Origin of the sequence: Yoonia sp. F2084L (assembly GCF_023015625.1) — a bacterium.
In the GTDB taxonomy this organism is placed as follows: domain Bacteria; phylum Pseudomonadota; class Alphaproteobacteria; order Rhodobacterales; family Rhodobacteraceae; genus Yoonia.
On sequence record NZ_JALKAH010000006.1, the window covers coordinates 169,621 to 188,871 of the forward strand.

13 protein-coding genes are annotated in these 19,251 nt (G+C 56.8%); 6 read left to right on the forward strand and 7 right to left on the reverse strand.

Features of this window, described 5'->3' with window-relative positions:
* Window positions 1-3: 3 nt before the first annotated feature.
* The 6 genes from MWU60_RS17925 to MWU60_RS17950 form a co-directional block, all read right to left on the reverse strand.
* Window positions 4-1,749 carry an iron ABC transporter permease gene (locus tag MWU60_RS17925; protein WP_247228767.1) on the reverse strand — a complete coding sequence of 582 codons (1,746 nt, stop codon included), beginning with the start codon at window positions 1,747-1,749 and terminating at the stop codon, window positions 4-6.
* Window positions 1,750-1,833: 84 nt separating this feature from the next.
* On the reverse strand, window positions 1,834-2,955 hold the full coding sequence (locus tag MWU60_RS17930; RefSeq protein WP_247228768.1) for a substrate-binding domain-containing protein: 1,122 nt from the start codon (window positions 2,953-2,955) through the stop codon (window positions 1,834-1,836).
* A 25-nt stretch (window positions 2,956-2,980) separates the two neighbouring features.
* Window positions 2,981-3,817 (reverse strand): MurR/RpiR family transcriptional regulator, encoded by an 837-nt coding sequence (locus MWU60_RS17935; RefSeq protein ID WP_247228769.1) that lies wholly within the window; start codon window positions 3,815-3,817, stop codon window positions 2,981-2,983.
* Window positions 3,818-4,112: 295 nt separating this feature from the next.
* Entirely contained in the window at window positions 4,113-4,778 is a 666-nt protein-coding gene (locus MWU60_RS17940; protein WP_247228770.1) for a YafY family protein, read from the reverse strand.
* Window positions 4,779-5,107: 329 nt separating this feature from the next.
* A complete protein-coding gene (locus tag MWU60_RS17945) occupies window positions 5,108-6,943 on the reverse strand; it encodes an ABC transporter ATP-binding protein (RefSeq protein WP_247228771.1) in 1,836 nt (611 codons plus the stop codon).
* A gap of 261 nt (window positions 6,944-7,204) precedes the next feature.
* Window positions 7,205-8,224, reverse strand: coding sequence for an alpha/beta fold hydrolase (locus MWU60_RS17950; RefSeq protein WP_247228772.1), 1,020 nt, complete (start codon window positions 8,222-8,224; stop codon window positions 7,205-7,207).
* 118 nt (window positions 8,225-8,342) lie between these two features.
* Between MWU60_RS17950 and MWU60_RS17955 the strand changes: the two genes are divergently transcribed.
* Complete coding sequence (locus MWU60_RS17955; RefSeq protein ID WP_247228773.1) at window positions 8,343-9,335, forward strand: helix-turn-helix domain-containing protein; 993 nt, start codon at window positions 8,343-8,345, stop codon at window positions 9,333-9,335.
* Window positions 9,336-9,378: 43 nt separating this feature from the next.
* Here MWU60_RS17955 and MWU60_RS17960 read toward each other — a convergent pair whose 3' ends face one another.
* The gene (locus tag MWU60_RS17960; RefSeq protein WP_247228774.1) at window positions 9,379-10,077 is read right to left on the reverse strand and encodes a cyclic nucleotide-binding domain-containing protein; all 699 of its coding nucleotides are present in this window, start codon (window positions 10,075-10,077) and stop codon (window positions 9,379-9,381) included.
* Window positions 10,078-10,335: 258 nt separating this feature from the next.
* On the opposite strand from MWU60_RS17960, the gene MWU60_RS17965 reads away from it, so the two are divergent.
* From MWU60_RS17965 to narJ, 5 genes are all read left to right on the forward strand, one after another.
* Window positions 10,336-11,745, forward strand: a complete 1,410-nt coding sequence (locus tag MWU60_RS17965; protein WP_247228775.1) for an MFS transporter — start codon at window positions 10,336-10,338, stop codon at window positions 11,743-11,745.
* Between the two features lie 69 nt (window positions 11,746-11,814).
* A complete protein-coding gene (locus tag MWU60_RS17970) occupies window positions 11,815-13,212 on the forward strand; it encodes a NarK family nitrate/nitrite MFS transporter (RefSeq protein WP_247228776.1) in 1,398 nt (465 codons plus the stop codon).
* A 64-nt stretch (window positions 13,213-13,276) separates the two neighbouring features.
* Window positions 13,277-17,017, forward strand: a complete 3,741-nt coding sequence (locus tag MWU60_RS17975; RefSeq protein ID WP_247228777.1) for a nitrate reductase subunit alpha — start codon at window positions 13,277-13,279, stop codon at window positions 17,015-17,017.
* Complete coding sequence (narH, locus tag MWU60_RS17980; RefSeq protein WP_247228778.1) at window positions 17,014-18,537, forward strand: nitrate reductase subunit beta; 1,524 nt, start codon at window positions 17,014-17,016, stop codon at window positions 18,535-18,537. The genes MWU60_RS17975 and narH overlap by 4 nt, the downstream gene beginning before the upstream one ends.
* A gap of 1 nt (window position 18,538) precedes the next feature.
* On the forward strand, window positions 18,539-19,243 hold the full coding sequence (gene narJ / locus MWU60_RS17985; RefSeq protein ID WP_247228779.1) for a nitrate reductase molybdenum cofactor assembly chaperone: 705 nt from the start codon (window positions 18,539-18,541) through the stop codon (window positions 19,241-19,243).
* Window positions 19,244-19,251: the final 8 nt, after the last annotated feature.

A 19,251-nucleotide genomic window follows, 5' to 3' on the forward strand; every position in this document is an offset into this window, starting at 1 on the left:
CCTCTAATTCTGGAGCCAGGGCTGGGATTTTGATTGCAGTCGGTTTGCGATGAGAGAGGCTGCAATTGAGATGAAGAGGATCACAACCGTGATCGCATTCGCGAATTGCCCAAAGCCTTCGGAAGCATAGCGGTACGCCAGTACCGAAAGGACCGGCATCGTAGGCGTAAACAGCAGAACCACGAGTGATAGATCGCGGATGATCTTGACGAAGATCAGTATGCCGCCAGCGCTAAGACCACGAATAGCCAGTGGAACTGTGATCGAAGCCAGCCGGCGAACAAAACCCGCCCCGGTGATACGCGCACTTTCTTCGAGTTCGCCACCAACCTGTTGGATCACCGCCCGCCCGGTTTGGACGGAGAAGGGCAGCAAGTAAGCCGTGGCGGCGATGACAAGCAATGCAAAGGTGCCGTAGAGTGCTGGAAAAGGCCCAATTGGTGCGCCAAGGTAGGCGATATAAGCAGCACCGAACGCAATGCCGGGCACCAGCAGCGGCAGGAAACTGATCTGTGTGATTGCCGCCGACATCCAGCCTTCGCGAAAACGCGCCGTGGTGTATGATGCCAGCAAGCCGACGACCATACCTGTGAAAGCAACCGCTACGCCAAGGGCCAAAGTGACGGTCAGCGCCCGCATGATATCTTCGTTGTAGACAATGCCCGGGATGCCTTGTGCGAAGGACGGATCGCTTTGGCCAATCCAGTAGTGCAAGGTCCAGCCCGAAAAGAGGTTGGCAGAGGATGGCGCAAGGCTCGATGCCGTCAGCACGATGACAGGTACGATGGTCGCCGCAGACAGGATAATCATCGCGACCGCAAAAAGGGGCCACCGCATGCCGCGCAAGTCAAAACGCTTTGCTCGCCCGCCTTTTCCGGTGATCGTCGCATAGGAACGGCGTCCTGAAACAATGCGGTTGCCTGCCCAAAGGAACACCCCTGAGATAAGCACCAGCAAGATGCCTATCACATAACCGCGCCCGACCTGACCGACTTCGATCATCCCAAACAGCCGCGTAGACAGGGTTTGCATCCGCACCGGCAGCCCCAGGAGTGCAGGCGTCGCAAAGTTTGACACAGCGCCTGCAAAACAAAGCGATCCTGCGGCCACAAGTGCGGGCATTGTGACCGGCAGGATAATCCCCATCAGGATGCGTCGTCCTTTCGCACCGGCAATCTGCGCAGCTTCCACAAGGTCTGAATTTACCGTGGCAAGCGCGGCCGCGATAATCGTGAAAGCAAGGCTGAAGTAGTGCAGGGTCAGCACGATCAGCGTTGGCACCATGCCCCAGGCCAGCCAATCGGGTATGTCAAGCCCGGTACCCTGCAACCACCCAACTTGGCCGCCGACCCGGTCGTTGCGAAACAGTGTACCCCAGGCGAGAGCCGCGGCAAAAGACGGGATCATGAACGGCAGCGTGGCCATCACCCCGATTGTTTTGCGATATGGCACGTTGGTCATAACGACCAGCCACGCAAGAAATCCACCAAGCAGCACACACCCCGTCGACACCACAACGCCGATCAGCAGTGTGTTGCCCAAAGGTTTGTAGAACAGATTGGTTGAAAGCCGCCCCGAAAGGACGTCTGACCACGCCTGTATTGTATCGGGCTGCAAGGTAAACAGGACCGTGCGCAGAAGGGGAAGCACAATCAGCACAATCAAAAGCGCCAGGACCAAAGTCTTTAACACCGTACCTTGCTTGAAAAGCACACGCCGTCCGTGCCCTTTCATGGCTGCATCTGCCATCGGGATAACCCTTGTTCCATAGAATTAGATATTATGCGGAGGCAGGCATAAAATCACACCTACCCCCGTCGCCCCGGTGAGTGGCTACTGTAAGGTCAGAACGAGATCGCCAATATCGGCGCGGATCGTCGCGGTTTCCGCCGGAGCGATCCGCCAGGCCGTGAAGTCGTCCAATGGGACAGCATCTGGATGTGGCGGGATATCAGTTCGCGTCACATAGTCTCCGGCGACATAGAAAGGCGCAAGGCCCGGACCACCGGTTTCGGTTTCATCGCCCATCAGAAAGTCGATGACGAGACGCGCTGCGGCTGGATTATTCGGGTCAGTCGCAAGCGCCAGCACGGCAGGGAAGATGATGCCCGGTGCTGGTTCTACATCATTGGCCACTTGCAGGGCCCAACCTTCATCTTCGTTGTCGCGCCGGTCAGAATAGCTTGTAAAGCCCACAGGCGGGTTTTCCTGTCCCAGCGCGCCGACCGCAACATTCACATCATCGGTTGACCCGACAAGGATCAGATCATTGGCGAAAAGGTCCATGATAAACTGCTCGCCCGCGTTGGCCGCACCGTCAAGTGCAATCGGCGTGCCAAACTGCGCTTCATACGCTACAGCCATTTCATCAGAACGCAGAACGATTTCGGTCATCAAATCAAGGTAATCGCCGCGCTGCAGCGGGTCGACCATGACAACGCGGCCGTTCCATTCATCCGTTGTCAGCTCCCAAAGGTTGGAGACGGGCGCCCCATCTGGGTTGGCCTCTTCATTGTACATCAGAACCTTTGTTGACAGGCGCTGCGCAAGAAGCGGGCTTTGATACTGCGCAGCAACACGGTCAGCAACGCGGGGTGGGACATATGGTGCAATGATACCGGTCTCCAACAGTGCGGTCAGCACCACAGGTGTGTCCGATATATAGATGACGTCTGCATTTGTGACACCGGCCTGTGCTTCCGCCTGAAGTCGGGCGATCTGCTCGGTCGATGAAATATCAAAGCCTTGCAAGTCGATGCCGGGATAGGCTTCTTCGAATGCAGTTTCGACTTTGCCGATCCGGCTGGTGAAGGAATAAACCGTGACGGTCCCTTCCTGTTGCGCAAGTGGCAGCAATTCCTCTGGCCCCATCGCGTTCAAGTGGCCATCGGCAAGCGCTGCCGAAGACAACAAGATACCTATCGCGCCGAGGCGCGTTGCTTTCAATACACTCATGTGATCCTCCCTTGGATACTCTTTCTTAGTCGAAGCGCTCGATCAATTTTCCCAGTCGATCAAGCTTTCTAAGCGAAGCTTCCTTCGCGTTAAGACCGGCTGCGATGATAAGTGCATTGCACACCGTCATCGGTACGGTCAGAGTCTGGAAGGCATCCTGATCACCTGAACGGGGTGCCGCCAGAAGATGATCAGGACGCGGCGCAAGAAGTGCCCCGGACTTTCCAGAAATGATAATTGTCTGTGCGCCTATCTCACGCGCTGTATCTATCAACGCAGCATAGCCCCGAGGTGGGCGGCGGAAGGCAAAGCTAAGAACGACGTCATCCACTTCAAGGCCCAACATCTGCTCTGCCAGACCACGCGGATCGGTGCTGAGTTGCTGAACATCCTTGCCAAACCGACGCAGACGTTTGACCATCATCAATGCCAGCACTTCGGCATTGCCATAGCCGTAGATAAAAACGCGTTTTGCGCTCATCATCAGGTCGGCGATTTCCGTGATCTGCGCGGGGTTGATGAATTCCTCGATGTGGCTCAGCGCTTGGGCCTCTTCCATGGCAAGCTTGCCAAGCACAGTGTCGGTGCCGGTTTCAGAGATCGTTTTCTCGAACCGTGTTGCAGTTTCCTGTGTGGCAATAAATTCGGTGCGCAAGGCATCGCGAAAAGCCGCGTAGCTTTCGAAACCCAACTTCTTCGCCAACCGCGATGCCGTCGCCTCGTGGACGCCCGCGGCCTTTGCCAATTCTCCCGCAGTTCCAAGTGCTGCGGTAGTGGGGCTTTCGATGACGTTCTCCACCAATCGGCGCTCGCCGGGTGTGAGAGCTGTCACTTGATCAGAGATTTTCTTCATCAGGGACATGCGGATTCCTTTTCTGCAACATTTCTTGCATCATTCTAGCTTTATTGCAAGCTGTCTTGCATATCGAATTCACGACAATGCTGCATGGCAAGCGGTTTCCACGCCAAAAGCGTTGAAATGAAGTCAGGAAAATCCGCCGTAAGCGACTGATATCAAGTGCAGATTGCGGCCCAGTCATAGAAGTTCGCCAAGATACCGAACAGTCCCCCACTCCGCGCAAAGGTCCGTCATTCCATCTTGGTTCAGGTGTGTGCCGTCCAAATCATCTGACGTTCCACATGCTGGGGTTACGATGTCACAGCCAGTCAGAATAGGTCTTGATCCACTCTTGCCGCAGTCGATCCCCTTCACCGGTGAAGCCCTCGTTGAGTTCTTCATAATCGCTGACGCGATCTGGCCGAAAGTGCCGCAACGCCTTGCGCAACTCACACCATGCCGCAATCACGATGGCCTCGGAATGATAGGCAATCGCGATGGGCCAGATCGTCCGATGTGTCTCAATACCATCAGCATTGCTGTAACGAATGCGCAGTTTGCGGTCCTCACGGATTGCCTTGCGCACGGTTGTCAGGTCGATCACCTCGGGCTCGACCGCGCCCCACGTGGATGCAAAGACCGTCTCGCTCAGCCGCGTCGTATCGGCCAGCTTCTGCGCCGCCGACCGGGCTGACCGTTTCAACCCCCGGTCACCCGTGCGGGCAATCAGCGCAAGCCCGACGGTGATCGCTTCGGCTTCTTCGACGTCGAAATTGATGGGTGGCAGGTCATAGCCGGATCGCATGACATAGCCGATACCGGCTTCACCTTCGACCGGGACGCGCATCGCCTGCAAGGCGGCAATGTCGCGATAAATGGTGCGTTTGGTGACCTCCAGTTCATCCGCGATATGCTGTGCGGTCAGCGGTTTCGCCGCATTCCGCAAAATCTGGATGATCTCGAACATCCGCGTTGATCGGCCCAATGCAGGTCTCCTTAGTTGTCTTTGTGATGACTAGCACATCACTGCTGACACTATGGTGTCAGCAGTGTTTGCGTAGATCCTACCCCAGTCAGTTTTCCAAGGCAGCGGGGTCCGAATGATGCCAAACAACACACGCTGCGTGCTGCTGGAGTGCTTGTCCGCCATAGCGTTCGGGACGGCGACTGTACCTGAAAGGCTGAATGACCATCTTCGCAAGGATGTCGGGATTGACGACGCACATTGCAGGCCGCAGCACGATTGGACAAATCGGCTGGAGCGCGAGGTTCGCAGATTGCGTTACTAGACCGGCAGCATGACTGCCGCCGGTCTTATGCGCTGTCTTTCGCCAGGAACCCACCAGATTGACGGGTCCAAAGGTCGGCATAAAGCCCGTTGAGCGCCAGCAATTCATCATGCGTGCCGTCTTCAACGACGCGGCCTTCGTCCAGCACCACGATCCGGTCCATCTGCGCAATCGTCGACAGCCGGTGCGCAATCGCGATCACGGTTTTGCCTTCCATCACGCCATAAAGCGTCTTTTGGATCGCCGCTTCGACTTCGCTGTCCAAAGCCGATGTCGCCTCGTCCAAAATCAGGATCGGCGCGTCTTTCAGGATCACCCGCGCAATCGCAATCCGCTGACGTTGCCCGCCTGACAGTTTGACACCGCGTTCACCCACTTGGGCGTTATAGCCAGCACCCCCCTCAGGGTCGCGCAGGTCCTGAATGAAGTCATGCGCCTCGGCCCGTTCAGCCGCTTGGATCATCTGCGCTTCGGTCGCGTCAGGGTTGCCGTACATGATGTTGGCGCGCACTGATCGGTGCAGCAAGGAGCTGTCCTGCGTTACCATACCGATCTGCTGGCGCAGGCTGTCCTGCGTGACATCCGCGACCGATTGGCCATCAATCAAGATCCGCCCGCCTTCCGCATCGCGGAACCGCAGCAGCAGGTTCACAAGGCTGGATTTACCCGCACCGGAGCGCCCGATCAGACCCACCTTTTGACCGGCAGGGATCGACAGGTTGATGCCGTCCAGACCGCCATGACCCTTGCCATAGTGATGGGTCAGGTTTTCGATCTCGACCGCAGCCTTGGTGATCCTGATTGGCTTGGCATCTGGCTTATCGACCACATCCTGCGTGACCGCGATGGACCGCAACCCTTCCCGGATCACGCCAGCATGTTCAAACAGGCGGATCGTGACCCACATGATCCAGCCGCTCATCCCGTTCAGACGGATAACAAGGGCGGATGCCGCGGCAACCTCGCCCACGGTGATCAGCTCATGCATCCATAGCCAGACAGCCGGACCGATCACGCCGACCATCAAAAGACCGTTCAGCGCGTTCAGGCCGAAAGACAGCTCTGTCATCAACCGCAAGAACCGCTGGAACCGCAGGCGCAGCCGGCGCATTGCCGACAGGGCATAAGCCTCTTCCCGATCGCCATGCGCGAACAGCTTGACCGTTTCGACGTTGGCGTAAGCATCCACCACACGACCTGTCACCAGTGACCGGGCATCCGACCATTTTTCAGACGCCGAGGCCACGCGCACAGCGATCCGTTTCACGTAAGCCATATAAAGCGTAAGCCAGATCATCATGGGAATGCCCAGGCGATAGTCGATCTGGGTCAGCACAATCGTGGCACCGACAACATAGGTGAAAGCGTACCAGATACCTTCAAACGCCATATAGACGCTGTCTTCGATGGCAGGCCCCATCTGCATCACACGGTTGCTCAGCCGGCCGGCAAAGTCGTTCTGAAAGAACCCGGTGGATTGTCCCAGCATGTGTTTATGCGCACGCCAGCGGGCCTGTTCCTGCATGTTCGACGCAAGCGTCTGTTCCAGAAACAGGTGGTTGAAGGTGATGATGATCGGACGCAAGAACAGGATGAACAAGGCGACGACGATCACCTCGATCTTATGCTTTTCCCAGAAAACGGCGGGACCTGCATTGTTCATCATGTCGATCAGCCGACCCGAGTAAAACACCAGCCCGCTTTCCATAAGCGCCACAAGGAACCCGGTCAGGGCCATCCACGGCAGCCACTTGCGGAACGGTTTCAGCTGCGTGCGGACATAGGCCCACAACTCGGACGGGGGCGTATCATTGGGGACACGCGCAAAAGGATTGATAAGATTTTCGAAATTTCGAAACATGCGGCCCTCCATCGGGCGAAAGAAAAACTGTAAAGAAGACGTGGGGGTGGCAAACAGCCAACCCATCAGGACCGGCTTATGATCGCGGGAGCGGGATCCTGATAAACATCATCTTAGTTTCTCCGAAGCATGAATCGTTGCCTTTACGTAAACGAGTTTGCCGCAATTGTCAGGCCCTGTTTTGGGTTTTCTTTGCGCGGTGCTGGCAGAAAGCAGTAATACGCCCATGTCCGGCACTGCGGACATGGGCGCTGAAGTGGCTTAGAGATCAAGAAACGCAGCGATGGCGTCCAGCGACGCACGATGCACCTGGGCCCGATCCCAGCCTTCGGGATCATCACAGATCGGGTCTTCGCCTTCTTCGATCAGCAGCATCGGCGCGATATCGGTACAGATCGGCAGAAACGAAAAGTGATGCGCGTCAGGGATCACCGCATGGTCAACCTGCGGCAGCGTATCAACCAACCCGCTGCCCTCGCTGCGCACATCAACGGCAGCCCAAGGGAAGGTGTCGCCAAGTGTCACCAATTGGACAGGCACCGCGACCTCTGCTGCGCTCTCGGGTGTTGCGGCATAGGTAAAGCCAGGATCAACGGCCACGACGCGGGCAAAGCGATCATCGGTCATATCCGCCGAAAACTCTGCGGGCAGCCGGTCAAAATCGACCCCACCACGCGCCAGAAACAGACAGTCCTGCGCGGCCTCGCCAAAGGTGTCGCAGTAATCCGCATAGCTGACCGGGTCGAGCTGGATCCCCGCAATCCCCAGCACGGTTGACCCGCCCAAGGAAAAGCCAAGGGCCGCGATCCGGTCTTGGTCAATCCGGTCCGCGAAATACGGGTCCGCCAGCACATGATCGAGCGCCGCACTCAGGTCTGCGGCCCGTTCGGATAACCGCACAGTTCTGCGCGGTGAACTGTCACCCGACGTGGTGCCGGGATGGTTGAGCACGACAACCATCGCCCCACGTTCGGCCAGCCCCGCGGCAAGCCAGGCTGTGCCATCAATGCTGCTGCCTGATCCGTGGGACAGGACAATCAGCGGCATTTCCTGATCCGGCAAAGCGGCCCCGATATAGGCATCAACGCCGACAAAGACGGGATTGTCACCGATGCGTGCGACATATGTTTCGCGGCCCACAGGCGACCAGATACCCGCAGCAATCGGTGCGGCACGGTGGTCGGCTTGAATGTCGAACCGGTCAAACCCGACTGGGGCATCGGCCCAGAGAGGTGACGCAAGAGAGGCAGTGATTGCGATAATGGAAAGTGAACGTGTCATTTGGGTTCTCCAGATGGTTTGTGAAAAGATGCCCTCATCTGGCGCAGCACCTGAATTTCACGCGACCTCAAACCGGTTTGAGGTCGCGCAGAACCGGATATCGGTCTAATCAACGGCCATGTTGACGCTTCCTGTTCCGCTTTTTGTAGCCCTGATCCTTGGCTTTCTGGCGATCCGCCACGCCGTGCTGGGCGATCGGTCGATCCTGTTCCTGATGCTGCTGACGGCTTGCGCGCTTCAGGCGCTGCTAATCTCGCTGACGCAGCACTATGGCATCTCACAGCTTGTGCTGTTGCAGCCCATCACCGCAGTCATCGCACCGCCTTTGGCATGGCTGACCTTTCAATCAGCCGCCCTGCGGCGGTTTGATTTGCGCCGTGATGCAATCCACGCCTTGATCCCCGCATTCACCGCATTTTGCGTGGTCTTCGCGCCGGTGACGCTGGATGTGCTATTGCCGGTCGTCTTCGCGGGTTACGGCACAGCCATCCTGCTGCGGTTACGCAAAGAGGGTACGTTGCCGCTGGCAAGGCTTGAGGCTGGACCGCTGCCCGCGCGCATCTGGAAGGCCATCGGTATCTTGCTGATCCTCTCGGCCCTGTCGGATATCCTGATCGCGGTGACGATGGGACTGGGTTTTGTGCATCTGCGCCCGCTGATCATCAGTGTCTTTACCTCTTTTACTTTGCTGGGGGTGGGGCTGCTGAGCCTGTCACGTGACGCAGAGGGGGACACCGAGGCTGAAGAAGATAATGCCGAACTGGGCCCATCCGAAGAAGACACTGCATTGATCGCCCGTCTTGACGCGCTGATGGAAACGGATCAGCCGTTCCTTGACCCTGATCTCACGCTGGTGCGGCTGGCGCACCGGCTGCACGTCCCCATCAAACAGCTGTCAGCAGCGATCAATATCGCCAAGGGTGAAAACGTGTCGCGGTACGTGAACGGGTTTCGGATCAGGAACGCGTGCGCGTTGCTGAACGCGGGGCAAAACGTGACGCAAGCGATGCTGGACAGCGGATTTAACACCAAATCAAACTTCAACCGCGAATTCGCGCGGGTGATGGGGCAGTCGCCGTCGGTCTATGCGCGGGCGGCGATTACGGGTTGATCTCCTGCGGCGCCGGGCATTGCTTTTGTCATCTTGGAGGCCCTTAGATTGAATAGTCGTCGATCAGCGGGGTCGGTTTGGCAAACCGCATCAGATCATCCTGATCCTTGATCGTGATGTGGTTGCCATTCACTTTAACCCCATAAGGCTGCAAACCCTTGAAAGCGCGGCTAAGGTTTTCCGGGGTCATACCCAGAAACGACGCAAGCCTGCGCTTTTCAAGCTGTAGTTCAAATTCCGCAGCACCATCAAACTTGATCTGCTGGCGCAAAAGATAGTTGGCCAGTCGCTCAAGCGAAGTGCGCAGTTTGAGGTCCTTTTGGGACTTCACAACGGACCGATAGCATTGCGCCAACTCGGTCACGATGGCGCGTGCAAAGTTGGGGTCAACGTCAAAGACGTTACGCACATCCTGACTTGGGATCAAGGCAATCCGGCTTTTCTCTACTGTTTTTGCAGACATCAGATAAGGCGCATCCTTGATCGTGGCCGCAAGGATGAAAGTCGACACGGGGCGCACCGTTGCCATGGATGTTTCACGCCCGTTCCAGCTTGACGACAGTTCAACCGAACCGGTCAGTACGACATGCAGAAAGTCGCTGGGATCACCTTCGGCGATAAGGTCGATCTGCGGCGGAAAATTCTGCACGTAAGAGCCGCGCATCAGCGCGTTAAAATGCTCATCCGACATTTCGGTAAAAAGATGGAGCCCCCGGATATCCGGGTAGTCCGACTCGGGCATGCCTATAAACACCTAATATATTCCTTTGATGTTTATCAATTCAATACTTGATAAATGTCAAGCATTGGATTGATTTCTGTTCCCACTTTATTTGACGTCCCGCATCGCCGCACATGACAAATTTTGGTAAGCCATTTATTTTAAACGATAATTTCCCATTTTTTGATCTGGATCAAGAGCGGCTGTTCATAAACCGCTCACCCTTGGTGCAAGGCGTTCAATTTTCCAACCGAACGCAAAAGCCGAAGGGGACAGCTGATGGAACTACAAAACAAGGCCACCGCCCTGTGGTCAAACTTTTTCAACGTAAAAATGGTGCAGATCAGAACCTTCCATATGACATGGTTTGCGTTCTTCTCGTGTTTCTTTGCATGGTTTGGCATTGCGCCGTTAATGAGCGTCGTGCGCGATGAGTTGGGCCTGACACCTGATCAGATCGGTTGGGCGATCATCGGGTCCGTATCCATGACAATTTTCGCCCGCCTGTTTATCGGCTGGCTTTGTGACCGGATCGGGCCACGGAAATCCTATACCTGGCTGTTGCTGATCGGGTCTTTGCCTGTGATGGGGATCGGCCTTGCCAACAGCTTTGAAACCTTCCTGCTGTTTCGCGTCCTGATCGGCGGTATCGGGGCGGCCTTTGTCATCACCCAATACCACACATCTGTCATGTTCGCGCCCAATGTGGTTGGGCAAGCGAACGCGACCTCTGCTGGTTGGGGTAACCTTGGTGGCGGTGTCACGCAGTTTGTCATGCCGCTATTGTTCTCTGTCATGGTCGTTGGCTTTGGCTTTTCCGAAGCGGTTGGCTGGCGTCTGTCGATGGTTGTGGTGGGGATCATCATCTTCCTGACCGGTATCGCTTACTACTTCCTCACTCAGGATGCCCCTGACGGCAACTTTGAGGACCTGCGCGCAGCAGGCAAGATGGAAGAGAAGGCCAAGGTCACCGGCAACTATATGCAGGCGCTCAAAGACCCACGTGTCTGGGTTCTGTTTGTGATCTACGGCGCATGCTTTGGCATTGAGCTGACAGTGAACAACGTCGCCGCCCTTTACTTCATGGACTACTTTGACCTGAACCTTGTGACTGCCGGTTTTGTGGCGGCGTCATTTGGTCTGATGAACCTGTTTGCCCGGACCTTGGGTGGTTTGTTTGGTGACAACTTCGGGTCTCTCTGGGGTCTGAAGGGACGATCATTCTGGCTGTTTATCTGCCTGTTCTTCGAAGGCTGCGCCTTGATGGTCTTCAGCCAGATGAGCGTGCTTTTCCTCGCACTGCCAGCGCTGATCGTCTTCTCGCTGTTCACCCAGATGGCTGAGGGTGCCACCTATTCGGTCGTGCCGTTCATCAACAAGAAATCGCTTGGTGCTGTGGCTGGTGTGGTCGGCGCGGGCGGTAACGCCGGTGCGGTGCTCGCGGGCTTCTTGTTCAAAGAAGTCATCGACTGGTCACAGGCATTTTTCATCCTTGGTGTGATCGTCACTTGCGCATCCTTCCTTGCCTTCTTTGTGCGGTTTTCAACCAAACAAGAAGACGAAGAGCGTGCCAATTTTGCCGCCGCCAACATCGAAACCCTGCGTCTGCGCGCGCTCAAGGCCAACGCCGCCTTGGAAGAAGGCCTTATCGCCGTCGCCAAGAAGAACGGCGCACAGCCCGCCGAATAAGCTTTGAAACCGGTGGCCCGGTGAGCGGGCCACCTTTCACCAAATACGCCACAACGGGAGGAACCCACCATGGCGACGACTGCAACACACCCAGCCAACAGCGGCTATCTGCTGACTGATTGGCGGCCCGAAGATCCCCAGTTCTGGGAGAGTGAAGGCAAACGCATCGCGACCCGGAACCTGTGGATTTCGATCCCGAACCTTCTGCTGGCCTTTTCGGTCTGGATGGTCTGGTCGGTCGTTGTGGCCAAGATGCCAGCCATCGACTTCGATTTCACAGTGGGCCAGCGTTTCTGGCTGGCCGCCGTACCCGGCCTGTCGGGGGCGACCTTGCGGATTTTCTACAGCTTCATGGTGCCCATCTTTGGTGGCCGCAAATGGACCGCCATTTCAACCGCGTCACTGTTGCTGCCCGCCATCGGCATCGGCTTTGCGGTGCAAAACCCCGAAACAAGCTATTTCACCTTTATGGTCCTTGCCCTGATGTGCGGCTTTGGCGGGGGTAACTTTGCCTCTTCCATGGCGAACATCGCCTTCTTCTACCCAAAGAAGACAAAGGGTAACGCGCTGGCACTGAATGCGGGTCTTGGTAACCTTGGTGTGTCGGTCATGCAGTTCCTTGTCCCGATTGTCATCACCATCGGCGTCTTTGGTGCTATCGGTGGTGAGCCGCAGCAACTGTCCGACGGTGGCCAGCTGTTCATTCAGAACGCCGGTTTCATCTGGGTGCCTTTCCTGGCCCTGAGCGCAATCGCTGCGTGGTTTGGCATGAACGACATCGCCGATGCAAAGTCATCATTTTCCGAGCAATCCATCATCTTCAGCCGCAAGCACAACTGGATCATGTGTATTCTTTACACTGGCACATTCGGCAGCTTCATCGGCTATGCCGCTGGCTTTCCGCTGTTGATGCGGACCCAGTTCCCCGAAGTTGACGTGCTGCGCTATGCCTTCCTTGGGCCGCTTGTTGGTGCGCTTAGCCGTGCGGCAACCGGGTGGGTATCGGATAAATTCGGCGGTGGTCGTGTGACCTTCTGGTGTTTCCTTGGCATGATTGTCGCGGTCTTTGGCGTGCTGCAATTCCTGCCATCCGAGGCGTCACCTGCCGGTAACTTCTGGGGCTTCTTTGCCTGCTTTATGGCGCTGTTCTTCCTGACTGGTGTGGGCAATGCATCCACTTTCCAGATGATCCCATCAATCATGCGCCAAGAAGTGCCGCGTCTGATGCCAAATCTGGATGAGGCTGCGACCCTCAAGCAGTCCGAGCGTGAAAGTGCCGCGATCATTGCCTTCACTTCGGCCATTGCAGCCTACGGCGCGTTCTTCATCCCCAAGCTCTATGGCACATCCATCGCGATGACCGGGGCTCCGAACGGCGCACTCTGGGCCTTCATGGCATTCTACGCTGTCTGCACTGTGATTTGCTGGATCTTCTACAGCCGCAAATCCGCGCCGGTGCCTTGCTGAACCCTTAAAGCCACTGCGCCCGGACCGAACCGGGCGCAGCCCGCCAACCGAGAGGAATAAGACGATGAGCCACCTGCTCGATAAACTGAACTTTCTGGAATCTAAGAACCTTGAAGAGTTCTCTGATGGTTTCGGCAAAACCACAAACGAAAGCCGCGATTGGGAAGATACCTATCGCAACCGCTGGCGGCACGACAAAGTGGTCCGGTCCACCCACGGGGTGAATTGCACAGGCTCATGTAGCTGGAAGATTTACGTCAAGTCCGGGATTGTGACGTGGGAAACCCAGCAGACAGATTACCCGCGCACCCGCGCTGACCTGCCCAACCACGAACCCCGCGGCTGCGCGCGTGGTGCGAGCTATAGCTGGTACCTTTACAGCGCCAACCGTGTAAAGAACCCGCTGGTCCGTGGCCGATTGATGAAGGTCTGGCGCAAGATGCGCGAAACTATGGACCCGATCGCGGCATGGACCAAGCTGCAAGCCGATCCTATCCTGCGTGCATCCTACGTGGAAACACGCGGCAAAGGCGGGTTCGTGCGTGCCACATGGGACGAAGCAACCGAGATCACGGCTGCCGCCAACGCCTACACCGCCAAGACCTACGGTCCTGACCGTGTCTTTGGCTTCTCACCTATTCCCGCGATGTCGATGGTGTCTTACGCGGCTGGCTCGCGTTACCTGTCGCTGATGGGTGGCGTGTGCATGTCGTTCTACGACTGGTATTGCGACCTTCCCCCTGCCTCGCCCATGACATGGGGTGAACAGACCGACGTGCCGGAAAGTGCGGATTGGTATAACTCTGGCTACTTGCTGCTCTGGGGCTCGAACGTGCCGCAAACGCGGACACCTGATGCGCACTTCTATACTGAGGCGCGGTACAAAGGCACAAAATCCGCCGTCATCTGCCCTGACTATTCAGAGGCTGCGAAATTCGGCGATGTCTGGCTGAACGCAAAGCAGGGCACTGATGCAGCACTCGCCATGGCCTTTGGCCACGTGATCCTGCGCGAATTCCACCTTGATCGGCAGTGCGAGTATTTTGAGGACTACACCCGCAAATATTCCGACTTCCCGATGCTGGTGAAGATCGAGGAAAAGAACGGCAAGATGATCCCCGGCCGCTTCCTGCGCGCCGATGATCTGGATGGCAAACTGGGCGAAGACAACAACCCCGCATGGAAAACTGTCGCCTTTGATGGCGTCTCGAACAGCCTTGTCGCGCCCAATGGCTCGATTGGCTACCGCTGGGGCGAAGACGGCGAATGGAACCTTGAGGAAAAAGCGAAAACGGCTGACACCAAGCTCAAGACGACCTTCGTGCTCGATGAAGACCACGACGATGTGCTTGGCGTTGATTTCCCTTACTTCGGGGGCGAGGCTTACGGCCAGTTTGAAACAGACGCCGACCACCCTGACGTTCTGACGCGCAACATCCCTGTAAAGCGGGTGAAGACCGCCGATGGCGAAATCGCCGTTGCAACCGTCTTTGATCTGTTCTGCGCGAACTACGGTCTGGACCGTGGTTTGGGTGGTGACTGGGTCACCTCCGACTATGCCGATGAGATGCCCGGCACACCTGCCTGGGCCGAGAAGATCACTGGCGTGCCTGCTGATAAAATCGCTCATGTCGCCCGCGAATTTGCGGATAACGCCGAAAAGACCAACGGCAAGTCGATGATCATCATCGGTGCTGCAATGAACCACTGGTTCCACATGGATATGAACTATCGTGGGGTCATCAACATGCTGGTCATGTGCGGCTGCGTCGGGCAATCCGGCGGTGGATGGGCGCATTATGTTGGTCAGGAAAAGCTGCGCCCGCAAACAGGTTGGCAACCGCTGGCCTTCGCGCTGGATTGGAACCGTCCACCACGGCACATGAACTCGACCTCTGCGTGGTACGCGCATACAGATCAGTGGCGCTATGAGACGCTGAAGGCCGATGAAATCCTGTCGCCCACAGCACCTGAAGGTGACTGGGACATAAGCCTGATCGACTATAACATCCGGGCCGAGCGGATGGGTTGGTTGCCATCGGCACCACAGCTGAAAACCAACCCGTTGGAGGTAGCGAAGGCCGCGAAGGACGCAGGCAAGGAAATCCCGGCCTATGTGGCCGAGAACCTGAAATCCGGTGATCTGGAAATGTCCTGCGAGGATCCGGACAACCCCGCCAACTGGCCGCGCAACCTGTTTGTCTGGCGGTCCAACCTGCTGGGCTCATCAGGCAAAGGGCACGAATACTTCCTCAAGCACCTGCTGGGCACCGATCACGGTGTGATGGGCAAGGATTTGGGCGAAGACGGTGGCCAACTGCCCAAAGAAGCCAAATGGCACGAAGACGCGCCGCGCGGCAAGCTGGACCTGCTCGTGACGATCGACTTCCGCATGTCAACCACTGCCGTTTATTCGGACATCGTTCTGCCAACAGCGTCTTGGTACGAAAAAGACGACATGAATACGTCGGACATGCACCCGTTCATCCACCCGCTGCAGGCGGCGGTTGATCCGGCCTATGAAAGCAAATCGGACTGGGAAATCTTCAAATCTATCGCGAAGAAGTTCCAAGAGATCACACCCGGTTATCTGGAAAAGGAAACCGATATTGTCGCGCTGCCAATCCTGCACGACACCCCTGCCGAGATTGCGCAGGATCAGGTAAAGGACTGGAAAAAAGGCGAATGTGACCTGATCCCCGGCAAAACCGCCCCTGCTTATATTGCCGTCGAACGCGACTACACCGCGCTCTATGACCGGTTCACGGCGCTTGGGCCAATGCTTGATAAGTTGGGCAATGGCGGCAAGGGCATCAGCTGGGACACGCAGGAAGAGATCGACAATCTGGCCGCCTTGAACGGTGTACAGCTTGATGGCGCGGCGGCCGGTCGGCCCAAGATCGAAACGGCCATCGACGCCTGCGAAGTCATCCTGATGCTGGCACCGGAAACCAACGGCAACGTCGCCGTGAAGGCTTGGCATGCACTGGAGAAAGCCACGGGCCGCGAACACGCGCATTTGGCTAAAGGCGAACATGGGAACAAAATCCGTTTCCATGACATCGCCGCACAGCCGCGCAAGATCATTTCCAGCCCGACTTGGTCGGGGATCGAAAGTGAGAAAGTCAGCTATAACGCGGGCTATACCAACGTGCACGAGCTGATCCCGTGGCGCACGCTGACCGGGCGACAACAATTGTATCAGGATCACCTTTGGATGCTGGCATTCGGCGAAGGCTTCATGTCTTACCGTCCGCCGGTTGATCTCAAAACGATCACCAAGGACGTGCAGGATGATGGTGACAACCTTGTGCTTAACTTCATCACACCGCACCAGAAATGGGGCATCCACTCGACCTATACTGACAACCTGCTGATGCTGACGCTGAACCGGGGTGGTCCGGTGGTCTGGCTGTCCGAGGTGGACGCGAAATCAGCCGGTATCGTCGATAACGACTGGATCGAGGTCTATAACACCAACGGCGCTTTGACCGCACGGGCGGTGGTGTCCCAGCGGATCAAGGAAGGCACGACCTTCATGTATCACGCGCAGGAAAAGATCGTGAATACGCCGGGGTCCGAAAAGACAGGGCATCGGGGCGGTATCCACAATTCGGTCACCCGTGCGGTGCTGAAACCAACCCACATGATCGGCGGCTACGCGCAGCAATCCTACGGGTTCAACTACTACGGCACTGTTGGATCTAACCGGGACGAATTCGTTGTGGTCCGCAAGATGAAAAAAGTGGACTGGCTCGACAAAGAAGAAAGCTGGAAAGCACCTGCACAGGAGGCAAAGGTATGAGAATCCGCGCGCAAATCGGCATGGTGCTGAACCTCGATAAATGTATCGGGTGCCACACATGCTCTGTCACCTGCAAGAACGTCTGGACCAGCCGCGACGGCGTTGAATACGCCTGGTTCAACAATGTGGAAACCAAGCCCGGCCTTGGCTATCCGACAGATTGGGAAAATCAGGATCGTTGGAAAGGCGGCTGGGAACGGACGAAATCCGGCAAATTGCAGCCAAAACAGGGTTCCAAATGGCGCATCCTGTCCAACATCTTTGCCAACCCGTCCATGCCCGAAATCGACGACTACTATGAGCCGTTTGATTTCGATTACGACCACCTGAAATCCGCGCCGGAAATGGAGGCGTTCCCAACGGCACGCCCTCGTTCCAAGATCACTGGCGAGCGGATCGAGAAGATCGAGAAAGGACCGAACTGGGAAGAAATCCTTGGCGGTGAGTTTTCCAAACGCTCTGCCGACTACAACTTTGAAGGCATCCAGAAGGAGATCTACGGGGAATACGAGAATACATTCATGATGTACCTGCCCCGGCTTTGCGAACACTGCCTGAACCCGGCTTGTGCATCGTCCTGCCCATCGGGTGCGATTTACAAGCGCGAGGAAGACGGCATTGTTCTGATCGACCAGGAAAAATGCCGCGGCTGGCGCATGTGTGTGTCGGGCTGTCCGTATAAGAAGATCTATTACAACTGGGAAAGCGGTAAATCCGAGAAATGCACCCTGTGCTATCCGCGGATCGAAAGCGGCAACCCGACCGTCTGTTCGGAAACCTGTGTCGGACGCATCCGGTATCTGGGCGTCATGCTTTATGATGCCGACAAGATCGAAGATGCGGCGAATATGGAGGATGAAAAGGACCTTTATGATGCACAATTGGGTGTGTTCCTTGATCCCAAAGACCCTGTGGTGATCGAAACCGCCCGCGCCGACGGCATCCCAGAGGACTGGATCAGAGCAGCACAAGAAAGCCCGATCTGGAAAATGGCGATGGAGTGGAAAGTTGCCTTCCCACTGCACCCTGAATACCGGACGTTGCCAATGGTGTGGTACATCCCGCCGTTGTCGCCCATCCAGAACGCCGCAGAGGCGGGTGCGATTGGCACCAGCGAAGGCATGCCAGACGTCAAAGACCTGCGTATCCCGGTCCGCTATCTAGCCAATATGCTGACCGCCGGGGACGAAGCCCCTGTTGTCACAGCGTTGGAACGGATGCTGGCGATGCGGTCCTACATGCGCTCGAAAACCATCGAGGGCGTCATTGACGAAGGGATCGCCGCGCGCGTCGGTCTGTCGGGCCGCGTGATCGAGGACATGTATAAAATCATGGCCCTTGCCGATTACGAAGATCGCTTTGTCATCCCCACAACGCACCGTGAACAGGTTGAAGAAGCCTATGACCTGCGCGGCGGCTGCGGCTTCACCGACACCAATGGGTGCGGTGGCGGTTCATCGAAAGGTTCGCTCTTTGGTGGCTCCAAAAAACCCCTGAAAATGCCAACGGAGGCAATGTAAAATGGACCGTACTCTTAAAGCATTCTCACTTCTCTTAAGTTACCCGACCTGCGAGCTGCAGCATGCCATGCCCGAAATCAGCGCCGTGCTGGCCTCGGACACGCGATTGACAGCAGCAGCCCGTCGGGCGTTGCGCCCGCTGGTGGAGGAGCTGAGCGGGCGCGACATCTATGAACTTGAAGAGCAGTTTGTGCTGCTGTTCGACCGGTCGCGCACCCTGTCGCTGAACCTCTTTGAACATGTGCATGGCGAAAGCCGTGACCGGGGTGGTGCGATGGTGTCGCTGGTCGAAACCTACCGCGAAGGCGGGTTTGACCCGGTGACATCGGAACTGCCCGATCACTTGCCTGTTTTGCTGGAATTCCTCGCTACAAGACCCCCTCTGGTGGCGCAGGAAACTCTGGCGGACGCGGCCCATATCTTTGAGGCCTTGAACGCCCGGCTGATCCGGCGGGAAAGCCCATATGGTGCTGTGTTCGCCAGCCTTATTCAACTGGCTGGCGTCAAAGCCGACAAAGAAGCGGTGGCAGAAATGCTGGCCCAGCCTGACGATGACCCCACCGACCTGGAAGCCCTTGATGAGGTTTGGGAAGAAAGCGAAGTGCTCTTTGGTCCCGACCCCAATGCAGGTTGCCCGCAAGCACGCGAAATGCTTGCGCAGATGGATCTGCCCGTTAACCCCGCACCGCGTCACGCGGCAGAATAGGGAGACAC